Source organism: Streptomyces sp. WAC04114, assembly GCF_019733245.1.
Lineage (GTDB): Bacteria > Actinomycetota > Actinomycetes > Streptomycetales > Streptomycetaceae > Streptomyces > Streptomyces massasporeus_A.
Map to the genome: position 1 here is coordinate 1 of NZ_JAIGQA010000124.1, position 25,578 is coordinate 25,578.

A 25,578-nucleotide genomic window follows, 5' to 3' on the forward strand; every position below is an offset into this window, starting at 1 on the left:
GCTCGCCAGCGGCCCCTGCCCGTCCGGAGTGCTCTCCGGCTCGACGGCCGCCTGGTGGATCCGTTCCTGAACACCCCGACAGCGACCCCCGCGTAAGCGACATCCGCGCAAGCGAACCTCCGCAAGCGAACCCTCCGAAGGGACATCAACGATGATGCGACGACGTACCACCCTGCTCACCGGCTGCACCGCTCTCGTCCTGGCGCTCGGCGCCACCGCCTGCGGCGGCGGACCCGTCTCGTCCGGCGGCGGCGACAAGGCGCTCAGCGGCCAGTCGGTCACCGTGGCCGGCGTCTGGTCCGGCACCGAGCAGAAGAACTTCCAGAAGGTGCTCGACGCCTTCACCGAGAAGACCGGCGCCAAGACGCAGTTCACGTCCACCGGCGACAACGTCTCCACCGTCGTCGGCAGCAAGATCGAGGGCGGCAACGCCCCCGACGTCGTGATGGTCCCCCAGGTCGGCGTCCTCAAGCAGTTCGCGCAGAAGGGCTGGCTCAAGCCGCTGTCGAAGAAGACCGAGCAGGCCGTCGACGCGGGCTACGCCCCCGTGTGGAAGACGTACGGCAGCGTCGACGGCACCCTCTACGGCCTGTACTTCAAGGCCGCCCACAAGTCGACCGTCTGGTACAGCCCCGACGCCCTCGAGCAGGCCGGCGTGAAGCCCCCGAAGTCCTACGACGACATGCTCAAGGCCGGGAAGACCGTGTCCGACTCCGGCCTCGCCGCGTTCTCCGTCGCCGGACAGGACGGCTGGACCCTCACCGACTGGTTCGAGAACGTCTACCTCTCCCAGGCCGGCCCCGAGAAGTACGACGCCCTCGCCGCCCACAAGCTGAAGTGGACCGACGCGTCCGTCGTCGACGCCCTCACCACCCTCGGCAAGCTCTTCAAGGACAAGCAGCTCATCGCCGGCGGCCAGAAGGGCGCCCTGAACACCGACTTCCCCGGCTCGGTGGAGAAGGTGTTCGGCCCCGAGCCCGAGGCCGGCATGGTCTACGAGGGTGACTTCGTCGCCGGTGTCGCCAAGGACCAGTTCGGCAAGAAGGTCGGCCAGGACGCCAACTTCTTCCCGTTCCCGGCGGTCGGCGGCGGCGAGGCGCCGGTCGTCAGCGGCGGTGACGCCGCCGTCGTCCTCAAGGACGGCAAGAACCAGAAGGCCGCCCAGGCCCTCCTGGAGTACCTGTCGACCCCCGAAGCCTCCGCGGTGTGGGCCGAGGCCGGCGGCTTCCTCTCCCCGAACAAGAAGCTCGATCTCGCCTCCTACGGCGACGACGTCACCCGCGCCACCGCCAAGTCCCTCGTCGAGGCCGGGGACTCGGTCCGCTTCGACATGTCCGACCAGGCCCCGGCTGCCTTCGGCGGCACGAAGGGCGCCGGCGAGTGGAAGCTCCTCCAGGACTTCCTGCGCGACCCGTCCGACCCGAAGGGCACCGCGGCGAAGCTGGAGGCCGCGGCGGCCAAGGCGTACCAGGACTGATACGCCATGACAGCGACCCTCGTGAAAGACACGAGCTCCCCACCGCCCGGCCCGGTCGCCGACCGCACCCGGCGACTGCGCCGGCGCGGGAAGATCATCGCCCTGCTGTTCGTGCTCCCCGCACTGCTGCTGCTCGGCGCGCTCGTCGTCTACCCCGTGCTGTTCAGCATCGGCCGCAGCTTCTTCGACGCCTCCGGGACGAGCTTCGTCGGCGGTGACAACTACGCCGAGATGTTCCGCGACCCGGCGACCCTCAAGGCCGTCCGCAACACGGCCATCTGGGTCGTCATCGCCCCGGCCCTGCTCACCGGCCTCGGGCTGATCCTCGCCGTCCTGGTGGAGAAGGTCCGCTGGGCCACGGCCTTCAAGCTGCTCCTGTTCATGCCGATGGCGGTCTCCTTCCTCGCCGCCGGCATCATCTTCCGGCTCGCCTACGACGAGGACCCCGACAAGGGCGTGCTCAACGCCGCCGTCGTCTCCGTCCACGACGCCTTCAAGGAGGAGTCCTCCTACCCGACGGCCCGGGCGCGTGACGCCCAGGGCCTGACGAAGGACAAGGACGGCTCGTACCGCACGAGTACGAGCGTGGCGCCCGGGGACGCGGTGGCGCTGGGCCTGGTCGGTGTGCGGCCCGGCGACCTGCCGGGCGGGGCCGAGCCGGCGTACGCGGCGGCGGGTCGCAAGGCCGCCGCCGACGAACTGCGCGGTGTCGTCTACCTGGACTTCACCCCCGGCGGGGGAGGGGAGCAGGGCAAGGTCGACCGGCGGGAGAGCGGACTGCCGGAGATGAAGGTCGAGGCGGTCCGCGACGGCGAGGCGATCGCCTCGACCACCACGGCCGCCGACGGCTCCTTCCGCTTCGAGGGCCTCGCATCGGGCTCCTACGAGGTGAGACTGCCGGCGTCGAACTTCGCCCAGCCCTACGAGGGCGTCTCCTGGCTCGGGCCGGCGCTGGTCACCCCGGCGATCATCGGCGCGTACCTGTGGATCTGGACCGGCTTCGCCATGGTGCTGATCGGAGCGGGCCTGTCGACGCTGCCGCGGGACGCCCTGGAGGCGGCGCGGATGGACGGCGCGAACGAGTGGCAGATCTTCCGGCGGATCACCGTGCCGCTGCTGGCACCGGTGCTGTCGGTCGTCTTCATCACCCTCGTCATCAACGTGATGAAGGTCTTCGACCTCGTCTACATCATCGCGCCCGGTCCCGTGCAGGAGGACGCGACCGTCCTCGCGACGCAGATGTGGCTGGTGTCGTTCGGCGGCGGCAACAACCAGGGGCTCGGCAGCGCGCTCGGCGTACTCCTGCTGCTGCTGGTCGTCCCGGCCATGGTGTTCAACGTCCGCCGCTTCCGAAGGAGTCAGCGATGAACGCGGTCCGGCGCGGGTTGGGCAACGGGGCCGTCCAAGCCTTTCTGGTGCTGATCGGCCTGGTGTGGATGACGCCCCTGGCCGGACTGTTCCTGTCCTCGCTGCGGTCCGCCGAGGACACGGCCAAGGGCGGCTGGTGGACGGTGTTCTCCAGTCCCGGGCAGCTGTCCTTCGACAACTACTCGTCGCTGCTGGGCAACGCCGGGATCACACAGGCGTTCTGGAACACGGTGCTGATATCGGTGCCGACGACCGTGCTGGTCGTGGTCGTCGCGGCGCTCGCGGGGTACGCCTTCGCGTGGCTGGACTTCCCCGGGCGGGAGGCGATCTTCCTGGTCGTGGTCGCGCTGCTGGTGGTGCCCGTGCAGATCGGTCTGCTGCCGGTCGCCAAACTCTTCGGGCAGCTCGGCCTGTTCGGCACGATCCCCGGTGTGGTCCTCTTCCACGTGGCCTACGGCCTGCCGTTCGCGGTGTTCCTGCTCCGCAACTACTTCGCCGAGATGCCGAAGGAGATGCTGGAGGCCGCGCGCATGGACGGCGGCACCGAGTGGCGCATCTTCACGCGTCTCGTCCTGCCCGTGGGGCGGCCGGCGATCGCCTCCCTGGCGATCTTCCAGTTCCTGTGGGTGTGGAACGACATGCTGGTGGCGCTGCTGTTCGCGGACAGTTCCTCGCAGCCGCTGACGGTGGAACTTCAGTCCCAGATACGCCAGTTCGGCAGCAACATCGATGTGCTGGCACCGGGGGCGTTCGTGTCCCTGGTGGTTCCGGTGGTCGTGTTCTTCGCCTTCCAACGGCACTTCGTGCAGGGCGTGATGGCCGGTTCGGTCAAGTAGCACCTGCGTTTCGGGCCCCCACTTCGCCACGAAGTGGGGGCCCGAGTGCGTTCACGGTGATGCCGGTGGATACAGCGAACGCGGCAGTTGGGAAGCCGCTGCCCCGTCCAGGAGCCACAGGGTCCGGCTCCTGCCGTACGCCCCCGCCGCCGGGGCCTGGATCTCTCCCGCTCCCGACAGGGCGATCGCCGCCGCCTGGGCCTTGTCCTCGCCCGCGGCCAGCAGCCACACCTCACGGGCCGCCCGGATCGCGGGCAGTGTCAGGGTCACCCGGGTCGGCGGCGGCTTGGGCGCGCCGTGGACGCCGACCACCGTGCGGTCGGTCTCCCGGACCGCCGGCAGTTCCGGGAACAGCGACGCGACATGCGTGTCCGGCCCGACGCCCAGCATCAGCACGTCGAACGTGGGCACGGGCCCGTGATTCTCCGGGCCCGCCGCCGCTGCCAGCTCCTCCGCGTACGCGGCGGCCGCCGCGTCCACGTCGCTTCCGTGCGGCCCGTCCGACGCGGGCATCGCGTGCACCCGCTTCGGATCGAGCGGCACCGAGTCGAGCAGAGCCTCCCTCGCCTGGGTGACGTTGCGCTCGGGGTCACCCTCGGGCAGGAACCGCTCGTCGCCCCACCAGAGGTCGAGCCGGCCCCAGTCGATGGCGTCCCGGGCGGGCGCCGCGGCCAGCGCGGCCAGCAGGCCGTTGCCGTTGCGGCCGCCCGTCAGGACCACGGACGCCGAGCCCCGGGAGGCCTGCGCGTCCACGATCCTGGTGATCAGCCGGGCCGCCGCGGCCTGCGCCATCAGCTCCTTGTCGCGGTGCACGACCAGCTGCGGTGCCGTACTCACTTGGTCGTCGCCTTCCGTACCGGTTCCAGCTCGGGCGGTTCCCGCCTCACCGGTGCCTGCGCCGTCGCTGCCGCAGCGGGCGCTTTCGCAGCCCTTTCAACGGGAGCGGGGAGGGCGAGTCCTGCTCGCCCCTCACTTTTGGGCACCGACGCGGCCGACGACGGGGACTTCAGCCGGTCCACCCCGTACCGCAGCGCCGACGCGTAGGTGTCGTCCGGGTCCAGCCGCCGCAGCTCCTCCGCCATCAGCTCGGCGGTCTCCCGGCGCTTGAGCGCCACCGCCCGGTCCGGCTGGCCCTCGATGGAGAGCGTCGCCAGGGATCCGTCGGCACGGTCCAGCTTGATCGGGCCGCAGTTGGTGTCCATCCGGACCGCCGTCAGGCCGGGCCCGCTGGACAGCGACCGCTTCACGGGGACGTCCAGCCGGTCCGCGAGCCACATCGCCAGCAGCTCACAGCTCGGGTTGAACTCCTCGCCCTCCACCTCGACGGCCCGCACCTCGCAGGTGACCTGGTCGAGGGCCGCCGCCAGCATGGAGCGCCAGGGCGTGATGCGGGTCCAGGACAGGTCCGTGTCGCCGGGGGTGTAGGCCCTCGACCGGGTGGACAGGTCCCGTACCGGCTGCTCGGAGGCGTATGTGTCGGTGACGCGGCGCTGTGCGAGGGCACCCAGGGGGTCCTTCGCCGGTTCGAGCGGCGCGTTCACCGGCCACCACACCACTACCGGGGCGTCCGGCAGCAGCAGCGGCAGCACGACCGACTGGGCGTGGTCCGCGACCTCGCCGTACAGCCGGAGCACGACCGTCTCGCCGGTGCCCGCGTCCGCGCCGACCCGTACCTCGGCGTCCAGCCGGGACTGTGTGCGGTCGCGGGGCGAGCGGGAGACACGCTTGATGACCACGAGCGTGCGCGAGGGATGCTCGTGCGCGGCGTCGCTCGCGGCCTTCAGCGCGTCGTAGGCGTTCTCCTCGTCCGTGACGATGACGAGCGTGAGCACCATGCCGACCGCCGGGGTGCCGATCGCCCGGCGGCCCTGGACCAGCGCCTTGTTGATCTTGCTGGCCGTGGTGTCCGTGAGGTCAATCTTCATGGCCTGCGCCAGCTCCGTCCGTCTCGTGCGAGCATCTCGTCCGCCTCGACGGGCCCCCAGGTACCGGCCTGGTACTGGGCGGGCTTGCCGTTCTTGTCCCAGTACTGCTCGATCGGGTCGAGGATCTTCCAGGACAGCTCGACCTCCTCGGTACGCGGGAAGAGGTTGGAGTCACCGAGCAGGACGTCCAGGATCAGACGCTCGTACGCCTCGGGGCTGGACTCCGTGAAGGACTCGCCGTACGCGAAGTCCATCGACACGTCCCGGATCTCCATCGAGGTGCCCGGCACCTTCGAGCCGAAGCGGACCGTGACACCCTCGTCCGGCTGGACGCGGATGACGATCGCGTTGGAGCCGAGCTCCTCGGTGGCCGTGGAGTCGAAGGGGGAGTGCGGGGCCCGCTGGAAGACCACGGCGATCTCCGTCACCCGGCGGCCCAGCCGCTTGCCGGTGCGCAGGTAGAAGGGGACGCCCGCCCAGCGGCGGTTGTCGATCTCCAGCTTGATTGCGGCGTAGGTGTCCGTCTTCGAGGAGGCGTTGATGCCGTCCTCCTCGAGGTAGCCGCGCACCTTCACGCCGCCCTGCCACCCGGCCGCGTACTGGCCGCGTACGGTCTCCCGGCCCATGTCCTTCGGCAGCCGCACGGCACCGAGCACCTTGGTCTTCTCGGCGGCCAGCGCGTCCGCGTCGAAGGAGGAGGGCTCCTCCATGGCGGTGAGCGCCAAGAGCTGGAGGAGGTGGTTCTGGATGACGTCACGGGCGGCGCCGATGCCGTCGTAGTAGCCGGCCCGGCCGCCGATGCCGATGTCCTCGGCCATGGTGATCTGCACATGGTCCACGAGGGACCGGTTCCAGATCGGCTCGAACATCGTGTTGGCGAAGCGCAGCGCCAGGATGTTCTGGACGGTCTCCTTGCCCAGGTAGTGGTCGATCCGGAAGACCTGCTCCGGGGCGAACACCTCGTGGACGACCTTGTTGAGCTCCTCGGCCGACTTCAGGTCGTGACCGAAGGGCTTCTCGATGACCGCGCGCCGCCAGGAGCCGCCCTGCTGGTCGGCCAGCCGGTGCTTCTTCAGCTGCTGGATGACCACCGGGAAGGCCGACGGCGGCACGGACAGGTAGAAGGCGAAGTTGCCGCCCGTGCCCTGTGCCTTGTCGAGCTCGTCGATCGTGGAGCGCAGCCGCTCGAAGGCGTCGTCGTCGTCGAACGTGCCCTGCACGAAGCGCATGCCCTGGATGAGCTGCTGCCAGACCTCCTCGCGGAAGGGCGTGCGGGCGTGCTCCTTGACCGCGTCGTGGACCTCCTGTGCGAAGTCCTCGTGCGCCCACTCGCGGCGGGCGAAGCCCACCAGGGAGAAGCCCGGCGGCAGCAGACCCCGGTTGGCGAGGTCGTACACGGCGGGCATGAGCTTCTTGCGGGACAGGTCGCCCGTGACGCCGAAGATGACCAGGCCCGACGGCCCCGCGATACGCGGGAGCCGTCGGTCCGCGGGGTCACGCAGCGGGTTGCTGCTCGACACCTGTTCAGCCCTCCGAGGGGGCGAGGCGCTTGAGCTCGGCCTCGGTCGACTTCAGCAGGTCGATCCAGGAGTCCTCGAACTTCTGGACGCCCTCTTCCTCCAGCAGCCGCACCACGTCGTCGTACTTGATCCCGAGCTTCTCGACCGCGTCGAGGTCGGCGCGGGCCTGCTCGTAGGTGCCGGCGATGGTGTTGCCGCGGATCTCACCCTGCTCCTCCGTGGCGAACAGGGTCGCCTCCGGCATGGTGTTCACCGTGTTGGGCGCCACCAGCTCGTCGACGTACAGGGTGGGCTTGTACGCCTTGTCCTTCACCCCGGTGGACGCCCACAGCGGACGCTGCTTGTTGGCGCCCGCCTTCTCCAGGGCGCTCCAGCGGTCCGAGGAGAAGACCTCCTCGTACGCCTCGTAGGCCAGCCGGGCGTTGGCGACGCCGGCCTTGCCGCGCGCGGCCTTGGCCTCGTCGGTGCCCAGCGCGTCGAGCCGCTTGTCGATCTCGGTGTCCACGCGGGACACGAAGAACGACGCCACGGAGTGGATCTGCGACAGGTCCAGGCCGCGCTCCTTGGCCTTCTCCAGGCCCTCCAGGAACGCGTCCATGACCAGGCGGTAGCGCTCCAGGGAGAAGATCAGCGTGACGTTGACGCTGATGCCCAGCCCGATGGTCTCGGCGATGGCCGGGAGGCCCGCCTCGGTCGCCGGGATCTTGATGAGCGTGTTGGGCCGGTCCACCAGCCAGGCGAGCTGCTTGGCCTCGGCGACCGTCGCCCGCGTGTTGTGCGCCAGGCGCGGGTCGACCTCGATCGAGACCCGGCCGTCCTTGCCGCCGGTGGCGTCGAAGACCGGGCGCAGGATGTCGGCGGCGTCGCGGACGTCCGCCGTCGTGATCATGCGGATGGCCTCTTCGACGGTGACCTTGCGGGCGGCGAGGTCGGTCAGCTGCGTGTCGTAGCCGTCGCCCTGCGAGATCGCCTTCTGGAAGATCGACGGGTTGGTGGTGACGCCCACGACGTGCTGCTGGTCGATCAGCTCGGCGAGGTTGCCGGACGTGATCCGCTTGCGCGACAGGTCGTCCAGCCAGATCGCGACGCCCTCCTCGGAGAGGCGCTTGAGTGCGTCTGTCATGGAAATTCCATCTCCTACGTGTCGTATGTGAGCGTCAGCGCTGAGCCGCGGCGATCGATTCCCGCGCGGCGGCGGCCACGTTCTCGGGAGTGAAGCCGAACTCGCGGAAGAGGACTTTGCCGTCGGCCGAAGCACCGAAGTGCTCCAGGGAAACGATGCGGCCGGCGTCCCCCACGTACTTGTGCCACGTGAGGCCGATTCCGGCCTCGACCGCGACACGGGCGCGGACGGACGGCGGCAGGACGCTGTCCCGGTACCCCTGGTCCTGCTGCTCGAACCACTCCACCGACGGCATGGACACCACGCGCGTGGGCACGCCGGCGCCCTGGAGCTGCTCGCGCGCCTCGACAGCGACGTGCACCTCGGAGCCGGTGGCGATCAGGATGACCTCGGGCTCGCCGCCCTCGGCCTCGAACAGGACGTAACCGCCGCGCGCGGCATCCTCGTTGGGCTCGTACGTCGGCACACCCTGACGGGTCAGCGCCAGACCGTGCGGCTGCCCCTTGCCGAACTCCTTCGTCCAGCGCCCCAGAATCTCGCGCCAGGCGATCGCGGTCTCGTTGGCGTCCGCCGGGCGCACGATGTTCAGACCCGGGATGGCCCGCAGCGCGGCGAGGTGCTCGACCGGCTGGTGCGTCGGGCCGTCCTCACCGAGACCGATGGAGTCGTGCGTCCACACGTACGTCACCGGCAGGTGCATCAGCGCCGACAGCCGCACCGCGTTGCGCATGTAGTCGGAGAACACCAGGAAGGTGCCGCCGTAGATGCGGGTGTTGCCGTGCAGCGCGATGCCGTTCATCTCCGCGGCCATCGCGTGCTCGCGGATGCCGAAGTGGATCGTGCGGCCGTACGGGTTCGCCTCCGGGAGCGGGTTGTCCGCCGGGAGGAAGGAGCTGGTCTTGTCGATCGTGGTGTTGTTGGAACCGGCCAGGTCGGCCGAGCCGCCCCACAGCTCCGGGATGACCGCGCCGAGCGCCTGCAGGATCTTGCCGGACGCGGCGCGCGTGGCGACACCCTTGCCGACCTCGAAGACCGGGATCTTCTCCTCCCAGCCGGTGGGCAGCTCACCCTTGGCGATCCGGTCGTACTCCGCGGCGCGCTCGGGGTTGTTGTCCCGCCACTGCTGGTACGCCTTCTCCCACACCGCGCGGGCCGCCTGGCCCCGCTCCAGCGCCTTGCGGGTGTGCGAGATGACCTCGTCGGAGACCTCGAAGGACTGCTCCGGGTCGAAGCCGAGCACGCGCTTGGTCGCGGCCACCTCGTCGTCACCCAGCGCCGAGCCGTGTGCCGCCTCGGTGTTCTGCGCGTTCGGGGCGGGCCAGGCGATGATCGAGCGCATCGCGATGAACGACGGCCGGTCGGTGACCGCCTTGGCCGCCTCGATCGCGTCGTAGAGCGCGTGCGGGTCCAGGTCGCCGTCCGGCTTCGGCGCCACCCGCTGCACGTGCCAGCCGTACGCCTCGTACCGCTTCACCGTGTCCTCGGACACGGCCGTCTCGGTGTCGCCCTCGATCGAGATGTGGTTGTCGTCCCACAGCAGGACCAGGTTGCCGAGCTTCTGGTGGCCCGCGAGGGAGGACGCCTCGGCGGAGATGCCCTCCTGGAGGCAGCCGTCACCGGCGATGCAGTAGATGAAGTGGTCGAACGGCGACTCGCCCTCGGCGGCCTCCGGGTCGAACAGGCCGCGCTCGTAGCGGGCGGCCATCGCCATGCCCACCGCGTTGGCGACACCCTGGCCGAGCGGGCCGGTCGTCGTCTCCACACCGGTCGTGTGCCCGTACTCGGGGTGGCCGGGGGTCTTCGAGCCCCAGGTGCGGAAGGACTTCAGGTCGTCCAGCTCCAGGCCGAAGCCGGCCAGGTACAGCTGGGTGTAGAGGGTCAGGGACGAGTGGCCGGCGGACAGCACGAAGCGGTCCCGCCCGACCCAGTCGGCGTCCGCCGGGTCGTGCCGCATCACCTTCTGGAAGAGGGTGTAGGCGGCAGGCGCCAGGCTCATCGCCGTACCCGGATGGCCGTTACCGACCTTCTGTACGGCATCGGCGGCCAGGACACGCGCGGTGTCGACGGACCGCTGGTCCAACTCGGTCCACTCGAGGTCTGTGGTGGTCGGCTTGGTGCTCACCCTGGGTCAGGGCTCCTCTCCACATGTCGGATGCCGGTGTATCGGGGCGCCCACCGGCCGCAGTCGAGCCTACCCCCGTGGGACGTGCGTTTTTTCGAGTCACTCCAGAGTGCCGGGACTGATCCCGATCCGCCTCCTGACTGGGCGGTACCGCATTCGACAGGTGAATACGGAGCCGCTCATCCGGGTGCTCAATCGAGCTTCGGAGCGCCCTTCCGAAGCCGTCCGCCAACACGACCCGACCCCCGCGAATGTCCGAGTCTGGGCAACGTCTAAAGTGGCGTGGTACGCGCGAGCCTTTACCGGGACTTCACAGCGGTGAGGCTTGCTGGGATGTCTCTGTAGGGGTGTGCGTGACGGCCGTTGAATCCCGTCCAGCGGGGATGACCGGGACGGACCAGAGCCCGGCCCACCGGCCGCTCGGGGCCCGTGTCATGGCATTCGTGGCTCTCACCAAGCCGCGGATCATCGAGCTGCTGCTGATCACGACGGTGCCGGTGATGTTCCTGGCGCAGCAGGGCGTGCCCGACCTGACGCTGGTGCTGCTGACGTGCCTGGGCGGCTACCTGTCCGCGGGCGGCGCCAACGCGCTCAACATGTACATCGACCGCGACATCGACGCGCTGATGGACCGCACCTCGCAGCGCCCGCTGGTCACCGGCATGGTCAGCCCGCGCGAGTGCCTGGTCTTCGGCATCACGCTGGCCATCACGTCCACCCTGCTCTTCGGCCTCACGGTGAACTGGCTGAGCGCCTGGCTCGCCCTCGGCGCGCTCCTCTTCTACGTGGTCGTCTACACGATGATCCTCAAGCGCCGTACCTCGCAGAACATCGTGTGGGGCGGCATCGCCGGCTGCCTGCCGGTGCTGATCGGCTGGTCCTCGGTCACGAACTCGATGTCGTGGGCACCGGTCATCCTCTTCATGGTCATGTTCTTCTGGACGCCGCCGCACTACTGGCCGCTGTCCATGAAGGTCAAGGAGGACTACGCGCGCGTGGGTGTGCCCATGCTGCCGGTGGTCGCCTCCAACAAGGTGGTCGCCAAGCAGATCGTGATCTACAGCTGGGTCATGGTCGCCGTCTCGCTCCTGCTGACCCCGCTGGGCTACACCGGCTGGTTCTACACCTCGGTCGCGCTGCTGGCGGGCGGCTTCTGGCTCTGGGAGGCGCACGGCCTGCAGAACCGCGCGAAGGCGGAGGTGACGGGCGCGAAGCTGAAGGAGATGCGCCTGTTCCACTGGTCGATCACCTACGTCTCGCTGCTGTTCGTGGCGGTCGCGGTCGACCCGTTCCTGCGCTGACGCACGGACGTACGTCACAGGCCCCTGCCCTCGCCAGTCGATCTACTGCTGAGTAGCATCCTGGTCATGGCAGACACGCAGCAGGTTGACCCCAAGGCCGAGCGCAAGGTGGCCCGGCTGGCCAAGCAGATCTCCTCCTTCTCCAAGGCCCACGGCGGCGCCGAGGGCCAGGTCGCCTACCTCGGCGAGCGCGGCGCCCGCATCGTCCTGGTCGGCGAGGACGGCAACTGGGGCGACCTGGTCGCCCCCTCCCACGAGATCGCCGTGCAGGCCGTGGAGAAGTCGGGCATCACGACCCACGAGTCCTTCGACGGCGAATTCGCGGCGAAGGTGAAGACGGGCCGCTATGAGTGGAGCCGGATGGCCGGGATCCAGGTAGGCGGCCCGAAGAACGGCTGACCCATCAGGGGGCGCGGGGCTGTATCGATGTGCGGCTCCGCCGCGTGGGCGCGACACGCCACGCTCCGCCCGCGGTCGCCGAATCACCCGCACCCCCTCCGACCGCGACCTCGAACCCGGTTCACCCGTTAGGACCCTTGAGAACAACAGGGTCCACACCGGGAGGCCCGGATGATCGAAACGCCGTCACTGGTGGACCAGTACTGCCACGGAGTGCTCCGCACGGAGCTGGGCCTCGGTACCTTCGAGGCTCACCTCAGCCGCACCGAGGGCCCACCCGCCCCCGGCACCACCCTCTTCGACACCCAGACCGGCTTCGCCGTGCGGCGCTGGTGCCCACCCCTGCTCGGCCTCGAACCGCACTGCGCGCCCGCCCGCTACCTGGCCCGGCGCCGGGAACTGGGCGTCATCGAGTCCGGCCGCCGGCTCCTGCGCGGCAGCGGCATCACCACGTACCTGGTCGACACCGGCCTCCCCGGCGATCTGACGGAACCCGGCGAGCTGGCCTCCGCCGGGGCCGCCGAGGCCCGGGAGATCGTGCGCCTGGAACTCCTCGCCGAGCAGGTCGCCGACACCTCCGGGACCGTCGAGTCCTTCCTCGCCAACCTCGCCGAGTCGGTGCACGCGGCCGCCGCCGACGCCGTCGCCTTCACCTCGGTCGCAGGCGTACGGCACGGCCTCGCGCTCGCGCCGGAGCCGCCCGGGCCGGGGGAGGTGCGCGGGGCGGCCGGCCGCTGGCTCGCCGGGCGCGGGGTCGGCGGGGAGCTGAGCGACCCGGTGCTGCTGCGGCATCTGCTGTGGAGCGCCGTCGCCTCCGGCCTGCCGCTCCAGCTGCACGCGGGGCTCGGCGCGCCGGGGCTGCGGATCGACCGTACGGACCCGGTGCTGCTGACGGACTTCGTGCGGGCCACGGCCGGCCTGGGCACAGACCTCGTGCTGCTGCACGGCTACCCGTACCACCGGCACGCCGCCCATCTCGCCGGCGTCTTCCCGCACGTCCACGTCGACTGCGGCGCCGCCCTGGTCCGCACGGGCGCCCGGGCCGCGACTGTCCTCGCGGAGATCCTGGAGCTGGCCCCCTTCGGCAAGATCCTCTTCTCCACCGGCGCTCAGGGCCTGCCCGAACTGCACGTGGTGGGCGCCCGCCTGTTCCGCGAGGCACTCGGCCGGGTGCTCGGCACCTGGGTGGCCGAGGGCGCCTGGTCACTCGCCGACGCCCAACGGGTGGCGGGCATGCTCGCGTCGGAGAACGCGCGACGGGTGTACGGGCTCGACTAGGCCTTCGTCAGGGTGGCCTCGGCCGTGGGACCGGGCAGGTCCACGGCAGCCTCCGGCCGCTCCCGCAGCGACATCACCACCCGCAGCACCCAGATCCACATCACGGCCGAGCCGAGCATGTGCAGGCCGACCAGGACCTCGGGCAGGTCCGTGAAGTACTGGACGTAGCCGATGACGCCCTGCGCGAGCAGGATCAGGAACAGCTCGCGGGTGCGGTTCAGCGGGTTCCTCGGCGCGTCGACGGCCTTGAGGACGAACCACAGGGCGAACGTCAGTGTCACCACGATCCAGGCCAGCACGGCGTGCAGCTTGCTGACCGTCTCCCAGTCGACCGGCATCCGCTCGACCTCGCTGGAGTCGCCCGCGTGCGGGCCCGCGCCGGTGACGACCGTGCCGACCAGGATGAGCAGGACGGCCGCCGCGGTCAGGAACCACACCAGCTGCTGCACGGCCCTGCCGACCAGCGGACGCGGTGCCGCGTCACCCTCCCGGGTGCGCTGCCACATCACCGTGGCCACGGCGATGAGCGCGGACGTCGCCACGAAGTGCGCCGCGACCGTGTACGGGTTGAGACCGACCAGCACCACGATGCCGCCGAGGATCGCGTTGCTCATCACGATCCAGAACTGCGCCCAGCCCAGCCGGACCAGACCGCGACGGTACGGCTTCTGCGAGCGCGCGGCGATGATCGCCCAGCCGACGGCCGCGCACAGCACGTACGTCAGCATGCGGTTGCCGAACTCGATGGCGCCGTGGAAGCCCATCTCGCTGGTGGCGGTGAGCGAGTCGTCGGTGCACTTGGGCCAGGTAGGGCAGCCCAGGCCCGAGCCGGTCAGCCGCACCGCGCCACCGGTGACGACGATGATCACCGACATCAGGAGCGCGGTGAGGGCCGCACGCCGGACCGTCCGGGGTTCCGGGGTCCAGCGCTCGGCGATGAAGGCGAGCGGGTTGCGCAGGGCGGCCTTGGCGTCGGCGCGGGTCACGTTTGGCACGCCGACCATCGTAGGCCGCCGCTTGTGCACGCTTTCACGAGGGTCCGTCACAGGACACCCCTCCTACTCCCAGCGGAAGAACTTCCCGGCCGCCGCCAGCCCCACGACCGCCCAGACGGCCAGGATCCCGAGGTCGCCCCAGGGCATCCCGGCGCCGTGCTGGAGCACGTCCCGCAGCCCGTCGGACAGGGCCGCGATCGGCAGCAGGCCCAGCACGTCCTGGGCGCCGACGGGGAACTTGTCCAGCGGCACGACGACCCCGCCGCCGACGAGCAGCAGCAGGAACACCAGGTTGGCCGCGGCCAGCGTCGCCTCGGCCTTCAGCGTCCCGGCCATCAGCAGGCCCAGGCCCGAGAAGGCCGCCGTGCCGAGGACCAGGAGCAGCAGGACGGCGACCGGGTTGCCCTGCGGCGACCAGCCGAGGGCGAAGGCGATCACCGTCAGCAGGATCACCTGGAGGATCTCGGTGACCAGGACGGACAGCGTCTTCGCCGTCATCAGGCCCCAGCGGGGCAGGGGCGAGGACGCGAGCCGCTTCAGCACGCCGTAGCGGCGCTCGAAGCCGGTGGCGATGGCCTGGCCGGTGAACGCCGTCGACATCACCGCGAGCGCGAGGATGCCGGGCGCGAGGAAGTCGACCGCCTCGCCGGAGCCGGTGTCGACGATGTCCACGGTGCTGAAGAGCACCAGGAGCAGGGTCGGGATGACGACGGTCAGCAGCAGCTGCTCGCCGTTGCGCAGCAGCATCTTCGTCTCGAGCGCGGCCTGGGCCGCGATCATGCGGGGGAGCGGGGCCGCGCCGGGCTTCGGCGTGTACATCCCGGTGCCGGTGGCGGTCATGAGCGCAGCTCCTTGCCGGTGAGCTCCAAGAAGACGTCCTCGAGGGTGTGCCGCTCGACCGAGATCCGCTCCGGCATCACGCCGTGCTGGGCGCACCAGGAGGTGACCGTCGCGAGCAGTTGCGGGTCGACCTTGCCGACGACCCGGTAGGAACCCGGCGTCAGCTCGGCGGCCGAGCAGTCGGCGGGCAGGGCCTTCAGCAGCGAGCCCACGTCGAGGCCGGGCCGGCCCGTGAAACGGAGCGTGTTCTCGGCGCCGCCCCGGCACAGCTCCTCCGGGGAGCCGTGGGCGATGACCTGGCCGGCGTCGATGATCGCCACGTCGTCGGCGAGCTGCTCGGCCTCGTCCATGGAGTGGGTGGTGAGGATCACCGAGACGCCGTCCGCCCGCAGCTCCCGGACGAGGTCCCAGGTGGCGTGGCGGGCCTGGGGGTCGAGCCCGGCGGTGGGTTCGTCGAGGAAGACCAGTTCCGGTCGCCCGACCACGGCCATGGCCAGGGCGAGCCGCTGCTGCTGCCCGCCGGACAGCCGCCGGTACGTCGTACGGCCGCAGGAGCCGAGCCCCAGCCGCTCGATCAGCGCGTCCACGTCCAGCGGGTGCGCGTGCAGCCTGGCGACGTGGCGGAGCATCTCGTCGGCCCGGGAGCCCGAGTAGACGCCGCCGGACTGGAGCATCACGCCGATGCGGGGCCGCAGGTCGGCGGACTGTCTCACCGGGTCGAGGCCCAGGACGCGCACCGTGCCGGAATCCGGCTTCCGGTACCCCTCGCAGGTCTCGACCGTGGTCGTCTTGCCCGCCCCGTTGGGGCCGAGCACGGCGGTCACACCCGCCCGGGCCACCAGGTCGAGCCCGTCCACCGCGGTCTTCGTGCCGTACCGCTTCACCAGGGCCTGGACCTGGACCACGGGCTCACTTCGCATGGGTCCAGAGTCTAGGTAGGCGCGCGGTGGGCCGGACCGGGGGGTGCGGCTACTCCTCCTCGCGCGGCCGGTGCACCGCGAGCCACCGTCCGGCGTAGTCCACCGCGTCCTTCACCGGGAACAGCCGCGCCTCGGCGGCCCCGACCTTGCCGCGCACGACGGGTCGGTCCCGTTCGAAGTCGTAGCCCAGCTCGTCGAAACGGTCCGAGCTGATCGACACCTCGGTCACGGTCTCCCAGCCCTTCGGGCCCGGGCGGCCCACGGCGACGATCGGGGACGGGATCCGGTACTCGGCCAGGTGGAAGCTCGTGCAGGAGGCGTAGCCGGCGCCGAGCAGCAGCACCCGGGCGCCCATCGCCTCCAGCTTCGCCAGCGGGCTGCGCTCGCCGAGCCGGCAGTCGGGCGCGTGCCCGTCGAGCACCTCCGCCGCGCGCGGGCCGAGCGCCGCGAACGAGGTCTGCGGGTGCGCGCTGCGCAGGGCTCCGGGCCAGGTCCGCACCGTCTCCGGGACGACGCCGACCCCGCGCGAGGGCGTGGTCCGCGGGTCGTAGGGGGGCATGGTGGCGCGGATGGCCGTCCACCATTCCGGGGGCACGGGCGGATTGCTCCACAGGGCCGGGTCGGACACGTCGCCGGTCTGGGTGGGGACCACCAGCGTGCCCTCGGGGCCGAGCGCGTCGAGCAGTCCCTGCACCACCGCCACGGCGCCGCCGTTGACCCAGCCGAGGGCACTGAGCGAGGAGTGCGCGAGGAGGGTCTCGCCGGGGCTCACCCCGAGTTCGCCGAGCTGCGTCCGGAGCGTCTCGCGCGTGACAAGAGGGCCGGTCGGAGGGGGTGTGGGCATGGTTCCGGAGTGTCCCCGATGGGGCTGCCGCATGCCACCGGTTTGATCGATCAGAGATCGTTTCCGCAGGTCAGATTAGGTTTACCTAAGTGACGCAGGGCACCGTGGTGTGCGGCACACGCGGCTTGCCGGGTCCGGATTAATTACGCAACAATGGCGTTGTGAAAAACGTCGGCGAGGCACCTCACGAGGAGCTGGCGACCGGGGAGCGGTCCACCCGCAACCGAGTCGCGCGGTCCATCCTGGACCACGGCCCCTCGACCGTCGCCGAACTCGCCGAGCGGCTGGGCCTCACCCAGGCGGCCGTGCGCCGGCACCTCGACGCCCTCACGGGCGACGGTGTCGTGGAGGCGCGCGAGCAGCGGGTGTACGGGGCGCGGACCCGCGGCCGGCCGGCCAAGGTGTTCGCCCTGACGGACTGCGGCAGAGACGCCTTCGACCAGTCGTACGACACGCTCGCGGCGGACGCCCTGCGCTGGATCGCCGACCGCGAGGGCGGCGGCGAGGCGATCGCCGCCTTCGCCCGCGCCAGGATCGCCGCACAGGCGGGCACCTACCGCCGCGCGGTGGAGGGCGTTCCGCCCGAGAAGCGGGCCGAAGCGCTGGCCAAGGCCCTGAGTGCCGACGGGTACGCTGCTACGGCGCGCAGCGCGCCCCACCCGCAAAAGGGTGAGCAGCTCTGCCAGCACCACTGCCCGGTCGCCCACGTCGCCGAGCAGTTCCCGCAACTGTGCGAGGCGGAGACGGAATTTTTCGCCGAGCTGCTCGGTACGCACGTACAGCGGCTCGCCACCATCGCGCACGGCGACGGCGTCTGCACGACGTACATCCCCAAGATTTCCCACAACGCATCTGCAAGCACGGCCGGGAGGAACCCCGCATGACTCTCCCCACGGAGACTGCCCACCCCGAGCTGGAGGGCCTGGGCAAGTACGAGTACGGCTGGGCCGACTCCGACACGGCCGGCGCCTCTGCCAAGCGCGGCATCGACGAGGACGTCGTCCGGGACATCTCCGCCAAGAAGAGCGAGCCGGAGTGGATGACCAAGCTCCGTCTCAAGGGCCTGCGTCTGTTCGAGAAGAAGCCCATGCCGAACTGGGGCTCCGACCTCTCCGGCATCGACTTCGACAACATCAAGTACTTCGTGCGTTCCACGGAGAAGCAGGCGGAGTCCTGGGAGGACCTGCCCGAGGACATCAAGAACACGTACGACAAGCTCGGCATCCCCGAGGCGGAGAAGCAGCGCCTCGTCGCCGGTGTCGCAGCCCAGTACGAGTCGGAGGTCGTCTACCACCAGATCCGTGAGGACCTGGAGGAGCAGGGCGTCATCTTCCTCGACACCGACACCGCGCTGAAGGAGCACCCCGAGCTCTTCAAGGAGTACTTCGGCACGGTCATCCCCGTCGGCGACAACAAGTTCGCGTCGCTGAACTCCGCCGTGTGGTCGGGCGGCTCCTTCATCTACGTGCCGCCGGGCGTCCACGTGGAGATCCCGCTCCAGGCCTACTTCCGTATCAACACGGAGAACATGGGCCAGTTCGAGCGGACCCTGATCATCGTCGACGAGGGTGCCTACGTGCACTACGTCGAGGGCTGCACCGCGCCGATCTACAAGTCGGACTCGCTGCACTCCGCGGTCGTCGAGATCATCGTCAAGAAGAACGCCCGCTGCCGCTACACGACCATCCAGAACTGGTCGAACAACGTCTACAACCTGGTCACCAAGCGCGCCGTCGCCTACGAGGGCGCGACCATGGAGTGGGTCGACGGCAACATCGGCTCCAAGGTGACGATGAAGTACCCGGCCGTCTACCTGATGGGCGAGCACGCCAAGGGCGAGACCCTGTCCATCGCCTTCGCCGGCGAGGGCCAGCACCAGGACGCGGGCGCCAAGATGGTCCACATGGCGCCGAACACGTCGTCCAACATCGTCTCGAAGTCCGTCGCGCGCGGCGGTGGCCGCACCTCCTACCGCGGTCTGATCGAGATCGGCGAGGGCGCCCCGGGCTCCAAGTCGAACGTGCTCTGCGACGCACTGCTCGTCGACACCATCTCCCGTTCGGACACCTACCCCTACGTGGACGTCCGCGAGGACGACGTGTCCATGGGCCACGAGGCGACCGTCTCCAAGGTCTCCGAGGACCAGCTCTTCTACCTGATGAGCCGCGGCATGACCGAGTTCGAGGCCATGGCCATGATCGTGCGCGGCTTCGTCGAGCCCATCGCCAAGGAGCTCCCCATGGAGTACGCGCTGGAGCTCAACCGGCTGATCGAGCTGCAGATGGAGGGCGCGGTCGGCTGACCCGCCCCCTCGACAGCAGACGTCCCCCTCAGGAAAGAGAGCACTACGACAGCCATGGCTGAGGCCCAGAACATCCCGGTGGGCTCGACCACCGCCGGCTCGATCGCGGTCGCCGCGGAGTCGACCGTCGCCACGCGCATGAGCGCGGCCCCCTCCTTCGACGTGGCGGACTTCCCCGTCCCGCACGGCCGTGAGGAGGAGTGGCGGTTCACCCCGCTGGAGCGCCTGCGCGGCCTGCACGACGGCACCGCCGTCGCGAACGGCAACGGCGTGAAGGTCGATGTCCAGGCCCCCGAGGGCGTCACCGTCGAGGCCGTCGGCCGCGACGACGCGCGACTCGGCAAGGCCGGCACCCCGGTGGACCGCGTCGCCGCCCAGGCCTACTCGGCGTTCGAGAAGGCCGGGGTCGTGACCGTCCCCAAGGAGACCGTCCTCACCGAGCCCATCCGCATCTCGGTGCACGGCGAGGGCGGTACCGCCTTCGGCCACCAGGTGATCGAACTGGGCGCCTTCGCCGAGGCCGTCGTGGTCATCGACCACACCGGTGACGCGGTGCTCGCCGCCAACGTCGACTACCTCCTGGGCGACGGCGCCAAGCTCACCGTCGTCTCCGTCCAGGACTGGGACGAGAAGGCCGTCCACGTCGCCCAGCACAACGCCCTCGTGGGCCGCGACGCCTCCTTCAAGTCGGTCGTCGTCACCTTCGGCGGCGACGTCGTCCGGCTGCACCCGCGCGTGCGGTACGCCGGCCCCGGCGGCGAGGCCGAGCTGTTCGGCCTGTACTTCACCGACCAGGGCCAGCACCAGGAGCACCGCCTCCTGGTCGACCACAACGTCCCGCACTGCAAGTCCAACGTCGTCTACAAGGGCGCGCTCCAGGGCGAGGACGCGCACGCGGTGTGGATCGGCGACGTGCTCATCGAGGCCAAGGCCGAGGGCACCGACACGTACGAGATGAACCGCAACCTGGTCCTCACGGACGGGGCGCGCGTGGACTCCGTACCGAACCTCGAGATCGAGACCGGCGAGATCGTCGGCGCCGGCCACGCCTCGGCGACCGGCCGCTTCGACGACGAGCAGCTCTTCTACCTCATGGCCCGGGGCATCCCGGAGCAGGAGGCCCGCCGGCTCGTGGTCCGCGGCTTCTTCGCCGAGCTGGTCCAGCAGATCGGCCTCCCCGACATCGAGGAGCGCCTGATCGCCAAGATCGAGGAGGAGCTGGAGGCGGCGGTCGCATGACCTTCGTACGCGCCTGTGGACTGGGCGAGCTGGAGGAGGACACCCCGAAGCGGGTGGAACTCGACGGCACGCCTGTGTCCATCGTGCAGACCGAGGGCGAGGTGTTCGCGATCCACGACATCTGCTCGCACGCGAACGTCTCCCTGTCGGAGGGCGAGGTCGACGACTGTCACATCGAGTGCTGGCTGCACGGCTCGCGCTTCGACCTCCGTTCCGGCAAGCCCGACGCCCTTCCGGCGACGCGCCCCGTCCCCGTTTACCCCGTACAGATCGATGGGGACGACGTGCTCGTCTCCCTCACCCAGGAGTCCTGAGGCATCCATGGCAACGCTTGAAATCCGAGACCTGCACGTCACCGTCGAGGCCGACAACGCCACGAAGGAGATCCTCAAGGGCGTCGACCTCACCGTGAAGCAGGGCGAGACGCACGCCATCATGGGCCCCAACGGCTCCGGCAAGTCGACCCTCGCCTACTCCCTCGCGGGTCACCCGAAGTACACGATCACCAGCGGCACCGTCACCCTCGACGGCGAGGACGTCCTTGAGATGTCCGTCGACGAGCGCGCCCGCGCCGGCCTGTTCCTCGCGATGCAGTACCCGGTCGAGGTGCCGGGTGTCTCCGTGTCGAACTTCCTGCGCACCTCCGCCACCGCCATCCGCGGTGAGGCCCCCAAGCTGCGCACCTGGGTCAAGGAGGTCAAGGAGGCCATGGAGCGCCTCAACATGGACCCCGCCTTCGCCGAGCGCAACGTCAACGAGGGCTTCTCCGGCGGTGAGAAGAAGCGCCACGAGATCCTCCAGCTGGAGCTCCTCAAGCCGAAGATCGCGATCCTCGACGAGACCGACTCCGGCCTCGACGTCGACGCGCTGCGCGTCGTGTCGGAGGGCGTGAACCGCGTCCGCGAGACGGGCGAGGTCGGCACCCTGCTGATCACGCACTACACACGCATCCTCCGCTACATCAAGCCCGACCACGTGCACGTCTTCTCCGGCGGCCGGATCGTCGAGTCCGGCGGCGCCGAGCTCGCCGACAAGCTGGAGGAAGAGGGCTACGAGGCTTATGCGAAGCACGACGGAGTCGACACGAAGGGTGGCGCATCCGCGTGACACTGCTGCCGGGCCTCCTCGACACCGAGGCGATCCGCAAGGACTTCCCCATCCTGGACCGGCAGGTCCACGAAGGCCGGAAGCTCGTGTACCTGGACAACGCGGCGACCAGCCAGAAGCCGCGCCAGGTGCTGGACGCCCTGAGCGAGTACTACGAGCGCTACAACGCCAACGTCCACCGCGGTGTGCATGTGCTCGCCGAGGAGGCCACGGCGCTGTACGAGGGCGCGCGCGACAAGGTCGCGGAGTTCATCAACGCGCCGAGCCGCGACGAGGTGATCTTCACCAAGAACGCCTCGGAGTCGCTCAACCTCGTGGCGAACATGCTGGGCTGGGCCGACGAGCCCTACCGCGTGGACTCCGAGACCGAGATCGTCATCACGGAGATGGAGCACCACTCCAACATCGTGCCGTGGCAGCTGCTCGCGCAGCGCACCGGCGCGAAGCTGAAGTGGTTCGGCCTGACCGACGACGGCCGCCTCGACCTGTCGAACATCGACGAGGTCATCACGGAGAAGACGAAGATCGTCTCCTTCGTGCTGGTCTCCAACATCCTCGGCACGCAGAACCCGGTCGAGGCGATCGTCCGCCGCGCCCAGGAGGTCGGTGCGCTGGTGTGCATCGACGCCTCCCAGGCCGCGCCGCACATGCCGCTGGACGTGCAGGCCCTGCAGGCCGACTTCGTGGCCTTCACCGGCCACAAGATGTGCGCCCCGACCGGCATCGGCGTCCTCTGGGGCCGCCAGGAGCTGCTGGAGGACCTGCCTCCGTTCCTCGGCGGCGGCGAGATGATCGAGACGGTGTCGATGCACTCCTCGACCTACGCCCCGGCGCCCCACAAGTTCGAGGCGGGCACGCCCCCGATCGCCCAGGCGGTCGGACTCGGCGCGGCGATCGACTATCTCAACTCGATCGGCATGGACAAGATCCTCGCCCACGAGCACGCACTCACCGAGTACGCGGTCAAGCGGCTGCTGGAGGTCCCCGACCTGCGCATCATCGGCCCGACCACGGCCGAGGAACGCGGCGCGGCGATCAGCTTCACCCTCGGGGACATCCACCCGCACGACGTGGGCCAGGTCCTCGACGAGCAGGGCATCGCGGTCCGGGTCGGCCACCACTGCGCACGGCCGGTCTGCCTCCGCTACGGAATTCCTGCGACCACGCGAGCGTCGTTCTATCTGTACTCCACGCCGGCCGAGATCGACGCGCTGGTCGACGGCTTGGAGCACGTACGGAACTTCTTCGGCTGAGGGGCGTGCTGAACGGTGAAACTGGACTCCATGTACCAGGAAGTCATCCTGGACCACTACAAGAACCCGCACGGGCGGGGCTTGCGGGATGGCGACGCCGAGGTGCACCACGTCAACCCGACGTGCGGTGACGAGATCACACTGCGCGTGAAGTACGACGGCACCACGATCGAGGACGTCTCGTACGAGGGCCAGGGCTGTTCGATCAGCCAGGCGAGCGCGTCCGTACTGAACGAACTCCTCGTCGGCAAGGACCTCTCCGACGCGCAGAAGATCCAGGAGACCTTCCTGGAGCTGATGCAGTCCAAGGGGAAGCTCGAACCCGACGACGCGATGGAGGACATCCTGGAGGACGCGGTCGCGTTCTCCGGGGTGTCCAAGTACCCGGCCCGGGTGAAGTGCGCCCTGCTGAGCTGGATGGCCTGGAAGGACGCGACGGCCCAGGTACTGGGCGGAGCCGACGCCGAGAAGGAGACGACGGCATGAGCGAGACCGTTGAGATGAAGCCGGCCTCCGAGGAAGAGGTCCGTGAGGCGCTGTACGACGTGGTCGACCCCGAGCTGGGCATCGACGTCGTCAACCTCGGCCTGATCTACGGCATCCACATCGACGACGCGAACATCGCGACGCTCGACATGACACTGACGTCGGCGGCCTGCCCGCTGACGGACGTCATCGAGGACCAGGCGAAGTCCGCCACGGACGGCCTCGTGAGCGAGCTGCGGATCAACTGGGTCTGGATGCCCCCGTGGGGCCCCGACAAGATCACGGACGACGGACGCGAGCAGCTGCGGGCTCTCGGGTTCAACGTCTGAGATCCACCGACGCACGTGAGGGCGGCACCCGGTCCGGGTGCCGCCCTCACGCATGTGTTCAGTCCAGCCCGGTCACCATCTGGAACGACGAGTCCGAGCGGTACAGCCGGCTGTTCTCGTAGGGGTCCAGGCGGAGCTGGAAGTTGCGGTGGCGCAGGAAGCGGCCCGGGTAGTTGACCGACTCCAGCGCGAGCGTGCCGGACGCGGACCCGTAGCGGGGGCAGAACGTGGCGTCCTTGCGGAAGAGGGACGAACCGTCGTCCGAGTTCGCGACCAGGACGAAGCTGCGGTGGCGTAGATAGCGGCCGTCCGCGGTGGTGAAGGAGTAGCAGGAGGAGTCGGCGAGGCCGGCGACGCGCTGGAAGGTGGCGTCCTCGCGCGGCGCGGGCCCCGAGCCGATCCGGTCCAGACGCACATAGCCGTCGCGCACCCGCCAGTAGCGGTCGGGGAAGTTGACCGAGCGTATGGATATGCCGTCTGCGGACGGGGGCTTCGGCTGCTTCGAGGGGGTCGCGGACGCCTTCGGCGGCTTCGGGGCCTTCTTCGAGGGCTTCGGGCTCGGGGAGGCGCTCGAAGCGCTGGTGCTGGGGGTGGGGGACGGCTCGGCACGGTCCGCTCCCGGCTTCTCGGTGCCGCCCTTGGAAGGGGTCGCGAAGGAGATCAGGCCGCCCGGGGCCGAACTGCTCAGGGTGGTCGGCTCCGCCGCCCGGGATTCCGGTTCATTGGACTCGCTGTCCATCACGGTGATGGCCGTGACGCACGCGGTGATCGTGGCCAGGGCCAGCGTGCCCGCCAGCCAGAGCCGTCGCGTCCCCGGTGCCCGGGTGGTGTCCGGGGCCCAGCCGCTCTCCCAGGGTCGGTCCTGTGGCGGCCGGGACTTGCTTTCTGACATGCGCTGTTCCTCCGGCGGGGCACCCTTGACGGCGGCGCCAGTTGTGGTGGCCCGGTGTGTGATCGGTGACACCGTAGTGGACACGTGGGGCGCCTGTGACGCGTTTGGTGAGAGCGGTTTCTTCTCGGTATCCACATCGCGTTGTGTACGGGTGTACATGTGGTGAGTACGCTTGTACATATGGGATATCTGCTGCTGGCCGGGGCCATAGCCGCCGAAGTCGGTGCGACCACCGCCATGAAGTACAGCGACGGCTTCAGCAGGCTCGCGCCGTCGCTGCTCACGGTCCTCGGCTACGTCGTCTCCTTCGCGCTGCTCGCGCAGACCCTGAAGACGGTCTCGGTCGGCACGGCCTACGCCATCTGGGCCGGAGCCGGCACCGCCGCCATCGCCACGATCGGGATCGCGTTCATGGGTGAGGGCATGACCCTCGCCAAGGCGGCCGGTATCGCGCTGATCATCGTCGGGGTCGTGGTGCTGAACCTGGGCGGAGCCCACTGATGGCCCGGCGCTACGACCCCGAGCGACGCCAGCGGATCATCGACGCCGCGATCCGGGTCGTCGGGGCGAAGGGGATCGCCGGGCTGAGCCACCGCAGCGCGGCCGCCGAGGCCGATGTGCCGCTCGGCTCGACGACGTACCACTTCAAGACCCTCGACGAACTGCTCGTCGCCGCGCTGCGGCAGGCCAACGAGGGCTTCGCCAAGGTGGTCGCCTCGCGCGGCGGGCTGGAGGACCCGAGTACCGATCTGGCCGCCGAACTCGCCGCGTGGATGGGGGAGTGGCTCGCGGGCGACCGGACGGGGGTGGAGCTGGAGTACGAGCTGTACCTGGCCGCGCTGCGCCGGCCCGCCCTGCGGCCCGTCGCCGCCGAGTGGGCCGAGGACGTGGCCGAGCTGCTGTCCCGGCACACGGATCCGGTGACCGCACGGGCGCTGGTGGCGGTCGTCGACGGCATCTGCCTGCAGGTGCTGCTGACGGGGGTGCCGTACGACGAGGGGTATGCGCGGGGGGTGCTGGGG

26 protein-coding genes are annotated in these 25,578 nt (G+C 69.9%); 16 read left to right on the top strand and 10 right to left on the bottom strand.

Going from position 1 to position 25,578, the window contains the following annotated elements:
- Positions 1-151 precede the first annotated feature (151 nt).
- From K4G64_RS26760 to K4G64_RS26770, 3 genes are read left to right on the top strand one after another with little or no spacing between them, the layout of a single operon-like run.
- Positions 152-1,477, top strand: coding sequence for an ABC transporter substrate-binding protein (locus K4G64_RS26760; protein WP_221758552.1), 1,326 nt, complete (start codon positions 152-154; stop codon positions 1,475-1,477).
- 6 nt (positions 1,478-1,483) lie between these two features.
- Positions 1,484-2,845 (top strand): ABC transporter permease subunit, encoded by a 1,362-nt coding sequence (locus K4G64_RS26765; RefSeq protein ID WP_221758553.1) that lies wholly within the window; start codon positions 1,484-1,486, stop codon positions 2,843-2,845.
- Positions 2,842-3,681 (top strand): carbohydrate ABC transporter permease, encoded by an 840-nt coding sequence (locus K4G64_RS26770; protein ID WP_221758554.1) that lies wholly within the window; start codon positions 2,842-2,844, stop codon positions 3,679-3,681. Before K4G64_RS26765 ends, K4G64_RS26770 begins: the two co-directional genes overlap by 4 nt.
- A 51-nt stretch (positions 3,682-3,732) precedes the next feature.
- On the opposite strand, the gene pgl is transcribed toward K4G64_RS26770, so the two are convergent.
- Genes pgl through tkt form a run of 5 tightly spaced genes read right to left on the bottom strand, consistent with a single transcriptional unit; the run spans position 3,733 to position 10,371 of the window.
- Complete coding sequence (gene pgl / locus K4G64_RS26775; RefSeq protein WP_221758555.1) at positions 3,733-4,518, bottom strand: 6-phosphogluconolactonase; 786 nt, start codon at positions 4,516-4,518, stop codon at positions 3,733-3,735.
- Complete coding sequence (opcA, locus tag K4G64_RS26780) at positions 4,515-5,606, bottom strand: glucose-6-phosphate dehydrogenase assembly protein OpcA (protein ID WP_221758556.1); 1,092 nt, start codon at positions 5,604-5,606, stop codon at positions 4,515-4,517. Before opcA ends, pgl begins: the two co-directional genes overlap by 4 nt.
- Positions 5,603-7,126 (bottom strand): glucose-6-phosphate dehydrogenase, encoded by a 1,524-nt coding sequence (gene zwf / locus K4G64_RS26785; protein ID WP_221758557.1) that lies wholly within the window; start codon positions 7,124-7,126, stop codon positions 5,603-5,605. The genes opcA and zwf overlap by 4 nt, the downstream gene beginning before the upstream one ends.
- 4 nt (positions 7,127-7,130) lie before the next feature.
- Positions 7,131-8,249: a transaldolase gene (gene tal / locus K4G64_RS26790; RefSeq protein ID WP_221758558.1), complete on the bottom strand. Its 1,119-nt coding sequence runs from the start codon at positions 8,247-8,249 to the stop codon at positions 7,131-7,133.
- Positions 8,250-8,283: 34 nt separating this feature from the next.
- Positions 8,284-10,371, bottom strand: coding sequence for a transketolase (tkt, locus tag K4G64_RS26795; RefSeq protein WP_221758559.1), 2,088 nt, complete (start codon positions 10,369-10,371; stop codon positions 8,284-8,286).
- 383 nt (positions 10,372-10,754) lie between these two features.
- On the opposite strand from tkt, the gene K4G64_RS26800 reads away from it, so the two are divergent.
- From K4G64_RS26800 to K4G64_RS26810, 3 genes are all read left to right on the top strand, one after another.
- Positions 10,755-11,672: a heme o synthase gene (locus K4G64_RS26800; RefSeq protein ID WP_221758560.1), complete on the top strand. Its 918-nt coding sequence runs from the start codon at positions 10,755-10,757 to the stop codon at positions 11,670-11,672.
- A 66-nt stretch (positions 11,673-11,738) separates the two neighbouring features.
- Positions 11,739-12,071 carry a hypothetical protein gene (locus K4G64_RS26805; RefSeq protein WP_221758561.1) on the top strand — a complete coding sequence of 111 codons (333 nt, stop codon included), beginning with the start codon at positions 11,739-11,741 and terminating at the stop codon, positions 12,069-12,071.
- A gap of 171 nt (positions 12,072-12,242) precedes the next feature.
- Entirely contained in the window at positions 12,243-13,349 is a 1,107-nt protein-coding gene (locus tag K4G64_RS26810; RefSeq protein WP_221758562.1) for an amidohydrolase family protein, read from the top strand.
- On the opposite strand, the gene K4G64_RS26815 is transcribed toward K4G64_RS26810, so the two are convergent.
- From K4G64_RS26815 to K4G64_RS26830, 4 genes are read right to left on the bottom strand one after another with little or no spacing between them, the layout of a single operon-like run.
- Entirely contained in the window at positions 13,346-14,353 is a 1,008-nt protein-coding gene (locus K4G64_RS26815; RefSeq protein ID WP_221758563.1) for a heme A synthase, read from the bottom strand. The genes K4G64_RS26810 and K4G64_RS26815 overlap by 4 nt on opposite strands.
- 54 nt (positions 14,354-14,407) lie before the next feature.
- The gene (locus K4G64_RS26820) at positions 14,408-15,184 is read right to left on the bottom strand and encodes an ABC transporter permease (RefSeq protein ID WP_221758564.1); all 777 of its coding nucleotides are present in this window, start codon (positions 15,182-15,184) and stop codon (positions 14,408-14,410) included.
- Positions 15,181-16,104, bottom strand: a complete 924-nt coding sequence (locus tag K4G64_RS26825; protein WP_221758565.1) for an ABC transporter ATP-binding protein — start codon at positions 16,102-16,104, stop codon at positions 15,181-15,183. Before K4G64_RS26825 ends, K4G64_RS26820 begins: the two co-directional genes overlap by 4 nt.
- Positions 16,105-16,153: 49 nt before the next feature.
- Positions 16,154-16,948, bottom strand: a complete 795-nt coding sequence (locus K4G64_RS26830) for an aminoglycoside N(3)-acetyltransferase (protein WP_221758566.1) — start codon at positions 16,946-16,948, stop codon at positions 16,154-16,156.
- Between the two features lie 161 nt (positions 16,949-17,109).
- On the opposite strand from K4G64_RS26830, the gene K4G64_RS26835 reads away from it, so the two are divergent.
- Genes K4G64_RS26835 through K4G64_RS26870 form a run of 8 tightly spaced genes read left to right on the top strand, consistent with a single transcriptional unit; the run spans position 17,110 to position 23,664 of the window.
- Entirely contained in the window at positions 17,110-17,832 is a 723-nt protein-coding gene (locus K4G64_RS26835; RefSeq protein WP_221758567.1) for a metalloregulator ArsR/SmtB family transcription factor, read from the top strand.
- The gene (gene sufB, locus K4G64_RS26840; RefSeq protein ID WP_030852676.1) at positions 17,829-19,250 is read left to right on the top strand and encodes a Fe-S cluster assembly protein SufB; all 1,422 of its coding nucleotides are present in this window, start codon (positions 17,829-17,831) and stop codon (positions 19,248-19,250) included. Before K4G64_RS26835 ends, sufB begins: the two co-directional genes overlap by 4 nt.
- A gap of 54 nt (positions 19,251-19,304) precedes the next feature.
- On the top strand, positions 19,305-20,489 hold the full coding sequence (gene sufD, locus K4G64_RS26845; protein WP_221758568.1) for a Fe-S cluster assembly protein SufD: 1,185 nt from the start codon (positions 19,305-19,307) through the stop codon (positions 20,487-20,489).
- Positions 20,486-20,803, top strand: coding sequence for a non-heme iron oxygenase ferredoxin subunit (locus tag K4G64_RS26850; protein ID WP_033310791.1), 318 nt, complete (start codon positions 20,486-20,488; stop codon positions 20,801-20,803). The genes sufD and K4G64_RS26850 overlap by 4 nt, the downstream gene beginning before the upstream one ends.
- Positions 20,804-20,810: 7 nt before the next feature.
- The gene (gene sufC / locus K4G64_RS26855; RefSeq protein WP_221758569.1) at positions 20,811-21,596 is read left to right on the top strand and encodes a Fe-S cluster assembly ATPase SufC; all 786 of its coding nucleotides are present in this window, start codon (positions 20,811-20,813) and stop codon (positions 21,594-21,596) included.
- The gene (locus K4G64_RS26860; protein WP_221758570.1) at positions 21,593-22,849 is read left to right on the top strand and encodes a cysteine desulfurase; all 1,257 of its coding nucleotides are present in this window, start codon (positions 21,593-21,595) and stop codon (positions 22,847-22,849) included. Before sufC ends, K4G64_RS26860 begins: the two co-directional genes overlap by 4 nt.
- Before the next feature lie 15 nt (positions 22,850-22,864).
- Positions 22,865-23,335 carry a Fe-S cluster assembly sulfur transfer protein SufU gene (gene sufU, locus K4G64_RS26865; RefSeq protein ID WP_221758571.1) on the top strand — a complete coding sequence of 157 codons (471 nt, stop codon included), beginning with the start codon at positions 22,865-22,867 and terminating at the stop codon, positions 23,333-23,335.
- Entirely contained in the window at positions 23,332-23,664 is a 333-nt protein-coding gene (locus tag K4G64_RS26870; RefSeq protein WP_028809645.1) for a metal-sulfur cluster assembly factor, read from the top strand. Before sufU ends, K4G64_RS26870 begins: the two co-directional genes overlap by 4 nt.
- 58 nt (positions 23,665-23,722) lie before the next feature.
- Here the strand turns inward: K4G64_RS26870 and K4G64_RS26875 are convergent, their stop codons facing one another.
- Complete coding sequence (locus K4G64_RS26875) at positions 23,723-24,556, bottom strand: AbfB domain-containing protein (protein ID WP_221758572.1); 834 nt, start codon at positions 24,554-24,556, stop codon at positions 23,723-23,725.
- A 180-nt stretch (positions 24,557-24,736) separates the two neighbouring features.
- On the opposite strand from K4G64_RS26875, the gene K4G64_RS26880 reads away from it, so the two are divergent.
- Both K4G64_RS26880 and K4G64_RS26885 read left to right on the top strand, forming a co-directional pair.
- On the top strand, positions 24,737-25,057 hold the full coding sequence (locus K4G64_RS26880) for a multidrug efflux SMR transporter (RefSeq protein WP_221758573.1): 321 nt from the start codon (positions 24,737-24,739) through the stop codon (positions 25,055-25,057).
- Positions 25,057-25,578: TetR/AcrR family transcriptional regulator (locus tag K4G64_RS26885; RefSeq protein ID WP_221758574.1), on the top strand; the 522-nt coding region annotated here is incomplete at its 3' end. The genes K4G64_RS26880 and K4G64_RS26885, both read left to right, overlap by 1 nt.